Below are 13,342 nucleotides of genomic sequence, written 5' to 3'. Positions count from 1 at the left end.
GTGAAAATAAATAGTGGTGCTAGGCTTAATATCCGTAATGTAGATAGAAGTCTGCAAAAAATGATTAGTGATAATCTAAATAACTTTTTTCTGCCATACAAACACTATGTTGGCAAGGATATATAATTCAAGTTTTGCTTGTACTTTTATTTGCCATAAAGCGTATTGGTAAGCATACTAATTGATACTTTGGGGCCACTTCCACCAAGACAATAGTCACAATAGTAGAGTAAACTCAGGTTTAATCCAGTGTTGAATTTTCATTATATACCCCAACACTTGATCTCATCTAACACCAAAAGAGCATGCCCCTTTATGAATATTAAGCAAATATCTAGTGATCAAGCCCTTAGCGATTTATCAAACAACCCTGTATTCTCTGCCATTGACCCTAGTGAAGTTGCAGAGCAAGTTAGGCATTCAATCTCGCACTGTAAGGAAATTATTGCAGAATCTGTCGCTAAAGCCGAGGTGTCCTTTGTTAACGTTGTCTCAAAGCTAGAAGAAGCCGATGACACGCTGAGTAAATTGTTTTCCCCAATAAGTCATATGAATTCAGTGCTTAGCAGTGACGCCCTGCGTGCAGCCCACGATGCTTGCTTGCCCCTGTTGTCTGAATACTCTACTTTTGTGGGCCAGCATCAAGGTTTATGTGACCTGTATAAAGCCTTAGCAGAGTCGCAAGAATTCGAGACCTTGTCAGTTGCGCGACAAAAAGTTGTGACAAACGCGGTGCGTGACTTTGAACTATCGGGTGTTGCGCTGCCTGTTGATAAGAAAAAACAATATGCCACTATTAGCGCTAGGCTGTCGGAACTTGCATCGCAGTTCTCAAATAACGTGATGGATTCAAGCCTTGCTTTTAGTAAACATGTGAGTGATGAACAAGAACTTGCTGGATTACCGCAAAGCGCGCTAGACGCAGCGGCGCAGGCTGCCCATGAAAAAGACTTGCGAGGATACTTATTCACCCTTGATATCCCTAGTTACTTACCGGTAATGATGTACTGCGACAATGCTCAACTTAGGCAAGAAATGTATCGTGCTTTTGTCACCCGTGCTTCTGACCAAGACGGCAAGAGCATTGACGGCGAAGCAGGGCAGTTTGACAATGCACAGATCATTGATGAAACCTTATCGCTGCGCCACAGTCTTGCGCAATTGCTTGGGTTTAACAGCTATGCTGATTATTCGTTAGCCACAAAAATGGCACAAGACACTGCTCAAGTTAAGCACTTTTTAGAAGATCTTGCGGCTAAATCCTTACCACAGGCCAAACAAGAGAAAAAAGAACTAGCAGAATTTGCGACGGCCGAATTTGGCGCTAGTCAGCTTGAAGCTTGGGACTTCGCCTATTATGGAGAAAAGTTAAAGCAAGCAAAATATTCTGTTTCTGATGAAGAATTGCGTCCTTACTTTCCAGAGCAAAAGGTCCTTAGCGGACTGTTTCAAGTGGTGTCGCGCTTATTTGGCGTGGAAGTCAGCGAAATTACAAACGTAGACACATGGCACAAAGACGTACGGTTTTTTGAAATTCACGATAGTATAGGACGCCTGCGAGGTTCGTTTTATTTAGATCTGTACGCGCGTGCAAAAAAACGCGGTGGCGCGTGGATGGACGTTTGTGCAGGACGAAGACACAAACTAAACGGGGAATTGCAAACTCCTGTTGCCTATTTAACGTGTAACTTTTCTGGCCCCGTGGGTAGTAAACCCGCGCTGTTCACTCACGACGAAGTCATTACTTTGTTCCATGAATTTGGCCATGGTATACACCATATGCTAACGCAGGTCGATGTTAGCGCCGTAGCGGGTATTCATGGCGTAGCGTGGGACGCCGTTGAACTCCCCAGTCAGTTTTTAGAAAACTGGTGCTGGCAGCCTGATGCCTTGGCATTTATTTCAGGTCACTATGAAAGCTACGACCCTTTGCCGCAAGACTTACTCGACAAAATGTTAGCGGCCCGAAACTTTCAGTCTGCTATGCAAATGGTAAGACAGTTAGAATTTAGTTTGTTTGACATGAAGCTGCATCAAGGACTAGGCCAAGATCAATCGGTGCAGTCTCTTTTAAACGAGGTTAGAGTAAAAGTGTCGGTGACTGTGCCGCCTGCTTTTAACCGCTTTCAAAATAGTTTCGGACATATTTTCGCAGGAGGCTATGCCGCTGGCTATTACAGCTACAAATGGGCCGAAGTATTATCAGCAGATGCGTTTTCGCGCTTTGAAGAAGAAGGTATATTCAACCCGCAAACTGGCCAAGACTTCCTTAATAATGTGCTAGAGCAGGGTGGTTCAAAAGAGCCTATGGAACTATTTACTGCATTTAGAGGACGTGAGCCTAATACCGACGCACTGATAAGACACTCTGGCATAATGCAGGCATAGCGATGTCAGTAGAAAAATTTAGTCGCATCTATATCCGTGCCGCCAAACGCAAGGGCGGCGATTACCTGCTTGAATCACTTGTTGCTGTGCCCTTACTAAATCAAGAAGTGGCTAGTATTGGGGATGACAGGTTTTTATCTGAATTCACCAAAAAAGTGTTTCAGTCGGGTTTTGTGTGGCGCGTAGTGAGGCAAAAATGGCCTAATTTTGAACGGGATTTTTTTGCCTTTAATATTGAGAAAGTGCTATTGATGCCTGACGAAATGCTAGAAAAAAAGGCAACAAACCCCGACATCATCCGTAATTTAAACAAAGTACGGACTATCCGCGACAATGCTCTGATGATCAAAAGCGTGCAGCAAAGCCACGGTTCATTTGCGCGTTTTGTGGCTGAGTGGGACAGCACCGATATTATTGGGCTTTGGGCGTTTTTAAAGGAAAATGGTGCCCGTCTTGGCGGCAATACAGGTCCTTACGCACTGAGGTTCTTAGGTAAAGATACCTTTTTAATCAGCCGCGACATAGAAGGCTATTTTGTTGCGCATGATATTATTACCGGTTCATCGCGATCAAAGCGTAGCCTGCTTGCAATACAGCAGCAGTTCAACGAGTGGCAGCAGCAGTCGGGACGCTCACTGCAAGAAATCAGTCAAATTGTGTCTATGAGTGTTGGCGATAATCATGCTCCAAGCGACTAAGGTATAGTAAGGTAAGAAATCGCTACACCTACAGCATAAAACATCCATAAATACATGCGCGAAAACAGCAATCGACTATCAGTTACCGCCGCTTTACGCTAATATCGTAGCCAAGATTAATAGTTATGTAAGGCCTTTATGTCTAACAAAAAGCAAAAAAACACGTCTGATAATGAAAGCGCCACTGCTGATTTTGGCTTTACTAAAGTAGACAAGGCTAAAAAAGCCGATATGGTGGCTGATGTTTTTCACTCTGTAGCGGCTAAATACGATGTAATGAACGACTTAATGTCATTAGGTATTCATCGTTTTTGGAAGCGCTATACTATAGACTGCTCAGGCGTGCGCAGCGGCCAAAAAGTGCTAGATTTAGCCGGTGGTACAGGTGATTTAGCGGCTAAGTTTAGCAAGATGGTCGGACCAAGCGGAGAGGTTGTACTTGCAGACATAAACCATTCAATGCTAAACGTAGGCAAAGAAAAACTGCTCAATAAAGGCATTGTAGGCAATGTACATTATGTGCAGGCGAACGCTGAGAAATTGCCTTTTCCAAACCACCATTTCGATTTAATTACCATTGCATTTGGCTTGCGTAACGTTACTGATAAATCCAAAGCTTTAGCCTCTATGTTCAGAGTATTAAAACCTGGTGGGCGCTTGCTCGTGCTTGAGTTTTCAAAACCAAGCACTGAGGCCTTGAGTAAAGTGTACGATGCCTACTCATTCTATTTATTACCGAAAATAGGAAAGTTAGTGGCTAATGACGCTGAAAGCTATCGCTATTTAGCGGAATCTATTCGCATGCATCCTGACCAAGATAGCCTTGAACAAATGATGAAAGACGTGGGTTTCGAGCAAACCAGCTATCATAATTTGACCGGCGGTATTGTTGCGCTACACCGAGGATATAAGTTCTGATGGCTGCGCCGCAAATGGTAAGCGCCGCCTTAGAAGCTGGGGTAAACAAAGCATTAAAATGGTCATCTAATAGCGTGGGATTGCTTAAACCTTTGGCTGATAAAACCTGCATTATTTATATACAAGAGCTAGAGTCGGCGTTAATTTTTAGCTTCAATGACCGCTACATAAGTGTGTCATCCGACACCGACAGTCTTTATACTAGCCTTCCAGACGATAACGGCCCTAGTGCCTTATATGATAATGAATGCTGGGTGAGTATTTCATTTTTTGCCCTCGACAAGCTTAAGCAAAATAATCAAATGACCAAACTAATCAAATCAGGCAAGTTAGATTTTTCTGGCGATCTTGGGATCTTGCAGGGCGTCAGTCGCCTATTTGATAAACTTGATATAGATGTCGAGGAAGTGATGTCAGCTTATGTCGGCGATGCTGCTGCTTATCAGTTTAATTCATCGGGTAAAAAATTGGTAGCGTCTATTGGGCAGCAGCTTTCTATACTTTCTGTCACCTTGGCCGATGCAGCACTCGATGAAAAGCCCATTGGGGTAAGGCCCATAATAGTAATGAACTTCAACGATGAAGTGAATGCTCTTCGCGCAGACTTTGATCGCTTTGAAGCAAGGCTTGCATTAATGGAAGTGAAATTGAAAATAAAAATGAATGTTAAGCAAGGTAAGTCAACATGAGATACGGCCGTTTCCTGCAAATTGGCGGTGTGTTGCTCACCCATGGTTTAGACGATCTGGTTCCTAAGCGTTTTCGCCCATGGTATTTCAAAATTGCGCGTAAAGGGCTTTTTTGGTGGCCAAATCGACACAAAGGCGAGTCCCAAGGCAAGCGTCTACGGCTAGCCTTACAAGAATTGGGTCCGGTATTCGTCAAGTTTGGACAAATGTTGTCAACACGCCGCGATTTATTACCCGACGAGATGGTAACTGAACTCACTCGTTTACAAGATAAGGTGCCCCCATTTGACTCTAACGAGGCCAAGGAAATAATTAGAAAAGCATTAGATCTGAAGGATCTTAACGAGCTTTTTAGTGAGTTTGAACATGTCCCATTGGCTTCGGCGTCGGTTGCGCAGGTGCACAGCGCTAAATTAAAGGGAGATAACAAAGACGTTGTTGTTAAGGTGTTAAGGCCAAATATTAAGCAAACTATTGAAGCCGATGTAGATTTGTTAATCTCTATTGCGCAACTTGTGCAAGACTGGCTACCAAATGGTAAACGACTGCGCCCTGTAGAAGTGGTAAAAGAATATAAGCGTACTATTTTAGATGAGCTTGATCTGCTGCGTGAAGCTGCTAACGCCATACAGGTGAGGCGCAGCTTTAAAAATTCTGACAGCCTCTATGTGCCTTACGTATACAGCGAACACTGCCGCATTAATGTGATTGTGATGGAGCGTATTTATGGCATTCCAGTATCCGAAATAGACACCCTACGTGCACAAAATACAAATCTAAAAGTATTGGCAGAGCGTGGCGTGGAGGTCTTTTTTACTCAGGTGTTTCGCGACAGTTTTTTCCATGCTGACATGCACCCAGGTAATATTTTTGTGTCGTTTGAGCATCCTGAAAACCCGAAATATATAGGCATTGATTACGGCATAGTAGGGACCTTAAATAAACAAGATAAGCGCTATTTGGCTGAGAACTTTATTGCATTTTTTAACCGTAATTATCGCAAAGTAGCAGAGCTTCATATTGATTCAGGCTGGGTGCCTGCCGACACCGATATTGATGATTTTGAAATGGCGATTCGAACCGTATGTGAACCTATCTTTCAAAAACCGCTGGCCGAAATTTCGTTTGGTAACGTGTTATTACAACTTTTTACGACCGCTCAGCGTTTTAATATGACCGTACAACCACAGTTAGTTTTACTGCAAAAAACACTGCTATATGTTGAAGGATTAGGCCGCACGCTATATCCACAGTTGGATTTATGGAAAACGGCGAAACCTTTTCTAGAAAAATGGATGAAAGATCAAATTGGCCCACAGGCCTTATATAATCAACTCAAAGAAAACCTACCTTTTTGGTCTGAAAAGCTGCCAGAAATGCCTGATTTGCTATATGACACTCTACGGCAGATTAAACAGATGCCCATACAGGCTGAAAAGCAGCACTTGGCTAGTTTGGCGCTTCATGTGAATATTCAAAAGGCACGAATGTTAGGCAAAGTGGCCGTTACTTTTTCTATTGCAGCGGCGGTATTATACGTGTTTGAGCAGCATTGGTTATTAAGCTGTGGTAGTGCGTTGGTGGCACTGTTTGCATGGTATTTCTCATTTAAACGATTAGAGTAAAACACCTGCGTGTCAGCCTTCTTGAGGTAAGGAGGCCTTTAAGCCTTTTGTTTAATCATTCCATTGGACTTTTGCTGCGATACTTTCACCCTGAGTAGACAAGTTTAAACGCCAGCCGGCCTTGTGCTGCATCCAGCATTCGTGCAGAAGTTCGGTATGAATGAGAGGGTGTTTAATCTTAATGTCGCAAGGCAATAAAAGTAACCATTTTTCATTATCGATACACAAACTTACCTCAGGTATGGCCGAGCTTTTGCGCCTTCCTACCAATATAATGGCAATTCGTAATATTCGAAGGCTGCGCTCGAGCATTCCGCGCAAGTCGTCGCTATAATTCGCTATAGACAGCATGTCTACTGGTTGGCGATGCATGCTGACTAAATCCCGTATCATCATACGCTGTAGCGTTGTAAAACCAGTGATTTCAACATTATTAAGGATATATGCGCCGTGCTCATGGTATGATTTATAGCCTATATGTAGGCCTAACTCATGCAGGGCAGCCGCAGCGCCAACGATACCATGAGTGTCGTAATCACAAAAACGCGTTTGATCGCACATTTGATGGCAAAGTGTAACGGCTGTGTCACGTGCTCTTTGGCTATGTGCAGGATCTATGTGGAAGCGTGATATCAAATGATTTAGACCTTGAGTTCGCCTGTCTGCACGTCGGTAACTGTCGAGCATTCCATATATAATGCCTTCGCGCAGCGCACCCCCAGCAATTTGCATGTTATCAATACTGAAGGTCTCAAATAGCGCTATTAATATAGCTAGCCCACTAGGGAAAATGGCTTGCCTAGCCAGCGGTAAGCCGTCTATGTTCAGATTATCAACATGCTGTTGGCTAATGCATATTTCGCGTAGATTATATAAATGCTGCAGTCTTATGGCATCGTTAATGCCTTGTTTGACCAAAATTTGCGTGACCGCTTGGGGTGTACCCGACGCGCCTAAGCACTGCTGCCAGTCGAAGCATAAAAAAGTGTCTTTATGTTCATTCAGTATTGTGAGTGCTGCTTGGTAAGCATTTTCAAAATTCATACTTGTGAGCTCACCGCTAGCAAAAAACTGCTCCATGAAAGTGACACAGCCCATGTTTAGACTAGTCAAAAATACCGGCTCTATGTCGCGGCCTAAAATTACTTCAGTACTGGCACCGCCAATATCAATTACTAAGCTGTTGCCTTGGTTGGCAGACGTATAGGCCACACCTAAGAAAATTTGGCGCGCTTCTTCCTCGCCGCTTATTACCAGTACTTTATGTTTTAAAATGGTTTCGGCGCGCTTGATAAAGTCGCGGGCGTTAGTGGCTAAGCGTAAGGTCGCGGTAGCCACAATTTTAATGTTTTCTGGGGGGATGTCTTGGAGTTTTTCAGCAAAATTAGTTAAACATGAAAGCCCGCGTTCAATAGCATCTTCATGTAAATGATTGTTTTTATCAAGGCCTGTGGCTAAGCGTACTTTATGTTTGTTTTTACCAACCGTTTGTACGCTACCAGCTAAGACCCTCACAATAACCATGTGGAAACTGTTTGACCCTAAATCGATGGCGGCGTAGTACTCATCTTGTTGGTTATATGAGCCTTGATCTACCATTTTTGCTAACTCTACAAACATAAATGTCTCTACTTCATATTATGAATTTCTTTTTGGACCCCGAGACGGCCCTTTACTTTGCCGACTATCTTTACGCGGGCCCCCGCGAGTATTCGTTCGACCCCTCGCAGGTGCTCGTTTTGTGAAGGTTGGTCTAGGTACATCGTCTAATAAATTGATTGGGTTATAGTCGGTTACCTGCACATCGTGGCCTATGTAAGTTTCAATAGCGGGCAGGTTTTGTGCGTGACGCTCACATGCAAAACTAATTGCTTTACCGGTTTCACCTGCACGGCCTGTACGGCCAATTCTATGCACGTAATCTTCAGCTTCGTCGGGTAAATCGTAGTTGAATACGTGCGTCACTTTTTCAATGTGTAATCCACGCGCTGCAACATCGGTAGCCACTAATATGTCTAAGGCACCGCTGGTAAAATCTTCTAAAATGGTAAGGCGCTTTTTCTGTTGAACATCGCCACTTAGCAAACCGACTCTGTGTCCGTCTGCTTGCAGCCAAGCGGATACTTTTTCACAGTCATGTTTGGTGTTAGCAAAGACGATGGCTTTGTCAGGCCACTCTTCTTCAATGAGTGTGAGTAACAATAGCGCTTTGTCTTCGTTGCTTGGATAAAAGAGTTCCTCGCTTATGCCGATCCCAGTTTTTGTTTCAGGTGCTACCTGAACGTGGATAGGGTTATTCATGTGTTCATAAGCAAGTTCTTGCACTCTAAAGCTCAAGGTGGCTGAAAACAGCATGCTTAAACGCTTAGTAGGGTTAGGCATGCGGTTAAACATGTAGCGAATATCTTTTATGAAGCCTAAATCGAACATCCTATCGGCTTCATCAAGTACAGCGACTTGAATATTATCCAAGTTAAAGACGTCTTGCTTGTAGTAGTCGATAATGCGACCACAGGTGCCAATTAAAATATCTACCCCTTTTTCAAGCTGTTGGCGTTGACTTTCATAACCTTCGCCTCCATAAATAGCGGCAACAGATAATCCAGTGTGTTTACTGAGCAGCTGGGCGTCGTTAAATATTTGTACAGCCAATTCGCGAGTGGGTGCCATAATAATAGCGCGCGGACTGTTACCTTGGTCACTTTTTGGATGAGTAAGTAGGTAGTGAAAGGTGGCGACCAAAAAGGCGATGGTTTTACCCGTACCGGTTTGGGCTTGGCCTGCAATATCGCTTCCAGCGAGTAATTGAGGTAAACTCATCGATTGTATGGGCGTACACTGGGTAAAGCCAGCCTCGTCTAAGCCCGCTTGAACTTGCGGGTGAATCGAAAGAGAAGAAAATAGCGTATCAGTTAAATGTGTTTGTGGCATAGCTTATAGCTTCTCGATGCTTGCAATAAAAATGACTTCTATATAACACTATTAGGCACTGAACAAAGGTGTCAGCAATAATCCCTAATTTGGAGAAAAGAATGAGCGACAAAATTCTCGTATTAACAGACGAAAAATTCGAAGCCGATGTATTGAAAGCATCAGGTCCTGTGTTAGTTGATTTCTGGGCGCAGTGGTGCGGCCCCTGTAAGATGATCGCCCCTATTCTAGAAGAAATATCGGTCGAATACGAGGGGAAGTTAACAGTTGGCAAGCTAAATGTCGAAGAAAATAACGAAACTCCGCCTAAATACAGCATACGCAGTATTCCGGCTCTGCTTTTATTTAAGGATGGAGCGCTTGCTGCGACCAAGGTTGGCGCGGTTTCTAAGGCGCAATTAAAAGAGTTTTTAGACGCGCACATATAAACTGGACTAATAAAGCAACCGGCTCGGTTGCTTTATTTTGACCTTATATTTATCGATTATCGCTAATGCTTACAAAAAACTGGACGAATTTAGCATTAAGTGATACTTTTAACTAACTCACCAGCAGTAAGGTTTGTTTACATATTATATTATGTGGACTATCCACCTTGTAAGCTCCGGTTTTATTCTCGATTTGAAACACATTATTCACACTTATGTGGTCGAAAATATGTACCTCGTAATTTCCATTAAGCGATCAATTGTCTAAGGCAGCTGTTGGACAAGTATCAATTAATTAAACACAATGAAATTGGCCGTCATGGCGCATCTTTTGTTAGCAAACATTCATGTTTGCATAACGCTAATAAGCGGCAACAGAGCTGCCAGTTTCGTAAATTTAACAACGCGTAACAACAAAACAGACCCCCCAAATATGAATTTAACTGATTTAAAAAGCAAACCTATTAACGAACTCGTCGCTCTATCTGAAACCATGGGTTTAGAAAATCTAGCGCGTGCGCGTAAGCAAGATATTATCTTCTCCATTTTAAAGGCTCATGCCAAGGGCGGTGAAGACATTTTCGGTGACGGTGCACTTGAAATACTACAGGACGGATTCGGGTTTTTACGCTCAGCCGATTCATCCTATCTTGCTGGCCCCGACGACATTTACGTATCACCAAGCCAAATTCGACGCTTTAATTTGCGCACCGGTGATACAATTTCAGGTAAAATTAGGCCGCCAAAAGACACCGAGCGCTACTTTGCGCTGTTAAAAATTAGAGAAGTTAATTTTGATAAACCTGAGAATTCACGTAACAAAATTTTATTTGAAAATCTTACGCCACTGCACGCAAATGATCGCTTGCGTATGGAAAGAGGCAATGGCAGCACCGAAGATATTACGGCCAGAGTACTAGACTTAGCTTCACCCATAGGCCGCGGTCAGCGCGGACTTATTGTGGCGCCGCCAAAAGCAGGTAAAACCTTATTGCTGCAAAACATTGCGCAGTCAATTGCGGCTAACCATCCCGACTGTCTATTGATGGTATTGTTAATCGATGAGCGCCCAGAAGAAGTGACCGAAATGCAGCGTTTAGTTAACGGCGAAGTTATTGCTTCAACCTTCGACGAACCCGCTAGTCGCCACGTCCAGGTCGCAGAAATGGTCATCGAAAAAGCCAAGCGTTTAGTGGAACACAAAAAAGACGTGGTTATTTTATTAGACTCAATAACCCGTTTAGCACGTGCTTATAACACGGTTATTCCATCGTCTGGTAAAGTCTTAACGGGTGGTGTAGACGCAAACGCGCTGCACAAGCCAAAAAGATTCTTCGGCGCGGCTAGAAATGTAGAAGAGGGCGGCAGTTTAACCATTATTGCAACTGCCCTTATCGATACTGGCTCAAAAATGGATGAAGTTATTTATGAAGAGTTTAAAGGCACTGGTAACATGGAGATCCATCTTAATCGAAAAATAGCAGAAAAACGCGTATTCCCGGCTATTGATATTAACCGATCGGGCACCCGAAGAGAAGAGCTACTCACCACCCCTGACGAGCTGCAAAAAATGTGGATTCTGCGTAAGATAGTGCATGAAATGTCAGAAGTAGACTGTATGGAGTTCATGATAAGCCGTCTTTCTATGACGAAAACTAACGAAGAGTTTTTTGCGAGCATGAAACGCGGCTAAAGGGTTTTTACAATATAGTTATAAAAAAAGAGCCATAGCGCTCTTTTTTTGTAAAGGCGCTAAACATATGAGCACAAAAAAAGAGCGGCGAGGGTCGCTCTTTTTTGTGCTTGTGAGTATAATAGTTAATTGTATTAATGCCTGCTGCAGTTTAATGGCTAGCCTGCCTGCTGTGATAGGCCACTTTTTAAGAGCGAGTATTAAATGGCGCAAGTCGCAATTGTAATGGGTTCACAGTCAGACTGGCCAACGATGCAAAAAGCAGCTTCTATGCTTAAAGCGCTTGGCGTTGAATTTACGGCGCAGGTCGTATCTGCTCATAGAACGCCTAACTTGCTGGTTGAATTTAGCGAAGGTGCTGCCAGCAAAGGTTATCAGGTGGTTATTGCAGGTGCCGGTGGTGCAGCGCATTTACCCGGCATGATTGCTGCGCACACTCACCTACCCGTATTAGGATGCCCGGTGCGTTCTAGTCAATTAAACGGACTTGACTCACTGCTATCTATTGTTCAAATGCCAAAAGGTGTTGCTGTAGGCACCTTAGCAATTGGTGAGGCAGGCGCTGCAAACGCTGGTTTACTAGCCGCGCAAATTATTGCGCTGCAAAACGAGACTGTGCGCGACAACATAATTGCCTTTAGAGCTAAGCAAACGCAAACTATACTTTCAAATCAAACTTTGGTGCTTGAATGAAGGTACTCGTGTTAGGCGCTGGGCAACTAGCGAAAATGCTGTATTTAGCCGCTGCACCCCTTGGCGTAGAGGTTTTTGCGGTTGACGTTACAGACAATTCAGTGCTGAATCCGGTTAGTAGGCAAGTGCATGAGTTTGATTTAGCATTCGCCATTGAAGAAGCAAAAGCAATTACCGTTGAATTTGAGCATATTCCTGAGCCATTGCTAGAGCTTGTCGAAGCCAGTGGAAAGCTCATGCCAAATATGCTATCCATTATGGCTGGAGCAGACAGAGTAAGAGAAAAGTATTTACTGGCACAAAATGGCATCGCTAACTGCCAACATTTGATTATCGATAATGTTGACCAGCTTGAGGGCATTACAGACATTTTGGGTGACAAAATAATTTTCAAATCCAGCCGAGACGGCTACGATGGCTATGGTCAATGGCGTATGCGCAGCGCATCAGACCTAGGAAGTTTGCACGATACCTTTGATAAACTCGATTTACGCAAAGTACCGCTAATTGCGGAGAAAATGTCCTTATTTGATCGGGAAATTTCAGTGGTCGGCGCGCGCGATGCTAAGGGCAATATTTGCTGCTTCCAAATTGCTGAGAATTTACACTATGAAGGACAACTACACGTATCGATTGCGCCAGCCACTAAGCTAACAAAAACAATTATCTTTCAAGCGAACGATATCTTTAAGCGCATAGCAAATGCGCTTGAATATGTAGGTGTGTTAGCCATAGAGCTTTTCCAAGTTGGCGACGAATTATTAGTAAATGAAATTGCCCCACGCGTGCATAATTCAGGGCATTGGACTCAAGACGGTGTTGGCACTTGTCAGTTTGAACAGCACATACGAGCGGTATTAGGCTTTGGTTTGGGCAGCACCAAAACCCCTTACGTTAACGCCATGGTGAATGTCATTGGCTGCACCAGTTTTAGCCGAGACCTAATCGCGCTTGACGGCTGCCATTTGCACTGGTACGGCAAAACCCTGCGTGAAAAACGTAAAATGGGGCATATAAACGTAGTGGCCGATAATTATGCTCAGCTTGGCGACAAACTAATTGCTCTACTTGAGCATTTACCCGAGGAATCGTTTCCCCTGTTAGCAGGAGAAGCAAAACGTTTACAAGCTTTCTCGCAAACCTAGCGACCTTATCAAAATTGTATAAGGAGCATGTTTTGAGTGGTGACTATTATAAAAAGTATTTTTTCACATTAATTCATATCGGCAATACGGAGATAAATAAATTATGCCATGTAAATCATTTTTTGGGTTTTGTT

At 43.5% G+C, this 13,342-nt stretch carries 11 protein-coding genes; 9 read left to right on the top strand and 2 right to left on the bottom strand.

Features of this window, described 5'->3' with window-relative positions:
* The first annotated feature begins 315 nt into the window (after positions 1–315).
* The 5 genes from prlC to ubiB all read left to right on the top strand — a co-directional run bounded on the left by prlC (position 316) and on the right by ubiB (position 6,318).
* Complete coding sequence (gene prlC / locus BAE46_RS02470; RefSeq protein ID WP_070111677.1) at positions 316–2,388, top strand: oligopeptidase A; 2,073 nt, start codon at positions 316–318, stop codon at positions 2,386–2,388.
* A 2-nt stretch (positions 2,389–2,390) separates the two neighbouring features.
* Complete coding sequence (locus tag BAE46_RS02465; protein ID WP_006007412.1) at positions 2,391–3,086, top strand: DNA-3-methyladenine glycosylase I; 696 nt, start codon at positions 2,391–2,393, stop codon at positions 3,084–3,086.
* A gap of 138 nt (positions 3,087–3,224) precedes the next feature.
* Positions 3,225–4,004, top strand: coding sequence for a bifunctional demethylmenaquinone methyltransferase/2-methoxy-6-polyprenyl-1,4-benzoquinol methylase UbiE (gene ubiE / locus BAE46_RS02460; RefSeq protein ID WP_006007411.1), 780 nt, complete (start codon positions 3,225–3,227; stop codon positions 4,002–4,004).
* The gene (locus BAE46_RS02455) at positions 4,004–4,693 is read left to right on the top strand and encodes a ubiquinone biosynthesis accessory factor UbiJ (RefSeq protein ID WP_006007410.1); all 690 of its coding nucleotides are present in this window, start codon (positions 4,004–4,006) and stop codon (positions 4,691–4,693) included. Before ubiE ends, BAE46_RS02455 begins: the two co-directional genes overlap by 1 nt.
* Positions 4,690–6,318: a ubiquinone biosynthesis regulatory protein kinase UbiB gene (ubiB, locus tag BAE46_RS02450; protein WP_006007408.1), complete on the top strand. Its 1,629-nt coding sequence runs from the start codon at positions 4,690–4,692 to the stop codon at positions 6,316–6,318. The genes BAE46_RS02455 and ubiB overlap by 4 nt, the downstream gene beginning before the upstream one ends.
* A 51-nt stretch (positions 6,319–6,369) precedes the next feature.
* Here ubiB and BAE46_RS02445 read toward each other — a convergent pair whose 3' ends face one another.
* Both BAE46_RS02445 and rhlB read right to left on the bottom strand, forming a co-directional pair.
* Positions 6,370–7,938, bottom strand: coding sequence for a Ppx/GppA phosphatase family protein (locus tag BAE46_RS02445; RefSeq protein WP_006007407.1), 1,569 nt, complete (start codon positions 7,936–7,938; stop codon positions 6,370–6,372).
* A gap of 18 nt (positions 7,939–7,956) precedes the next feature.
* Positions 7,957–9,249 carry an ATP-dependent RNA helicase RhlB gene (gene rhlB / locus BAE46_RS02440; RefSeq protein WP_006007404.1) on the bottom strand — a complete coding sequence of 431 codons (1,293 nt, stop codon included), beginning with the start codon at positions 9,247–9,249 and terminating at the stop codon, positions 7,957–7,959.
* Between the two features lie 101 nt (positions 9,250–9,350).
* On the opposite strand from rhlB, the gene trxA reads away from it, so the two are divergent.
* From trxA to BAE46_RS02420, 4 genes are all read left to right on the top strand, one after another.
* On the top strand, positions 9,351–9,677 hold the full coding sequence (trxA, locus tag BAE46_RS02435) for a thioredoxin TrxA (protein WP_006007403.1): 327 nt from the start codon (positions 9,351–9,353) through the stop codon (positions 9,675–9,677).
* A gap of 433 nt (positions 9,678–10,110) precedes the next feature.
* Complete coding sequence (gene rho, locus BAE46_RS02430; RefSeq protein WP_040521183.1) at positions 10,111–11,370, top strand: transcription termination factor Rho; 1,260 nt, start codon at positions 10,111–10,113, stop codon at positions 11,368–11,370.
* Between the two features lie 204 nt (positions 11,371–11,574).
* The gene (gene purE, locus BAE46_RS02425) at positions 11,575–12,063 is read left to right on the top strand and encodes a 5-(carboxyamino)imidazole ribonucleotide mutase (protein WP_006007397.1); all 489 of its coding nucleotides are present in this window, start codon (positions 11,575–11,577) and stop codon (positions 12,061–12,063) included.
* Positions 12,060–13,208 (top strand): 5-(carboxyamino)imidazole ribonucleotide synthase, encoded by a 1,149-nt coding sequence (locus tag BAE46_RS02420; RefSeq protein WP_006007395.1) that lies wholly within the window; start codon positions 12,060–12,062, stop codon positions 13,206–13,208. Before purE ends, BAE46_RS02420 begins: the two co-directional genes overlap by 4 nt.
* The last annotated feature ends 134 nt before the right edge of the window (positions 13,209–13,342 follow it).

Origin of the sequence: Glaciecola punicea, from assembly GCF_001756615.1 — a bacterium.
GTDB lineage: Bacteria > Pseudomonadota > Gammaproteobacteria > Enterobacterales > Alteromonadaceae > Glaciecola > Glaciecola punicea.
The sequence above is the reverse complement of the archived record's forward strand: the minus strand, read 5'-3'. Positions and strand labels throughout refer to the sequence as shown.

What these genes read in the sequence shown, in the direction of transcription:
- BAE46_RS02465 (WP_006007412.1), top strand. Translation starts at nt 2,391, where the DNA reads ATGTCAGTAGAAAAATTTAGTCGCATCTATATCCGTGCCGCCAAACGC.
- BAE46_RS02455 (WP_006007410.1), top strand. Translation starts at nt 4,004, where the DNA reads ATGGCTGCGCCGCAAATGGTAAGCGCCGCCTTAGAAGCTGGGGTAAAC.
- rho (WP_040521183.1), top strand. Translation starts at nt 10,111, where the DNA reads ATGAATTTAACTGATTTAAAAAGCAAACCTATTAACGAACTCGTCGCT.
- ubiE (WP_006007411.1), top strand. Translation starts at nt 3,225, where the DNA reads ATGTCTAACAAAAAGCAAAAAAACACGTCTGATAATGAAAGCGCCACT.
- BAE46_RS02445 (WP_006007407.1), bottom strand. Translation starts at nt 7,938, where the DNA reads ATGTTTGTAGAGTTAGCAAAAATGGTAGATCAAGGCTCATATAACCAA.
- rhlB (WP_006007404.1), bottom strand. Translation starts at nt 9,249, where the DNA reads ATGCCACAAACACATTTAACTGATACGCTATTTTCTTCTCTTTCGATT.
- trxA (WP_006007403.1), top strand. Translation starts at nt 9,351, where the DNA reads ATGAGCGACAAAATTCTCGTATTAACAGACGAAAAATTCGAAGCCGAT.
- BAE46_RS02420 (WP_006007395.1), top strand. Translation starts at nt 12,060, where the DNA reads ATGAAGGTACTCGTGTTAGGCGCTGGGCAACTAGCGAAAATGCTGTAT.
- purE (WP_006007397.1), top strand. Translation starts at nt 11,575, where the DNA reads ATGGCGCAAGTCGCAATTGTAATGGGTTCACAGTCAGACTGGCCAACG.
- ubiB (WP_006007408.1), top strand. Translation starts at nt 4,690, where the DNA reads ATGAGATACGGCCGTTTCCTGCAAATTGGCGGTGTGTTGCTCACCCAT.
- prlC (WP_070111677.1), top strand. Translation starts at nt 316, where the DNA reads ATGAATATTAAGCAAATATCTAGTGATCAAGCCCTTAGCGATTTATCA.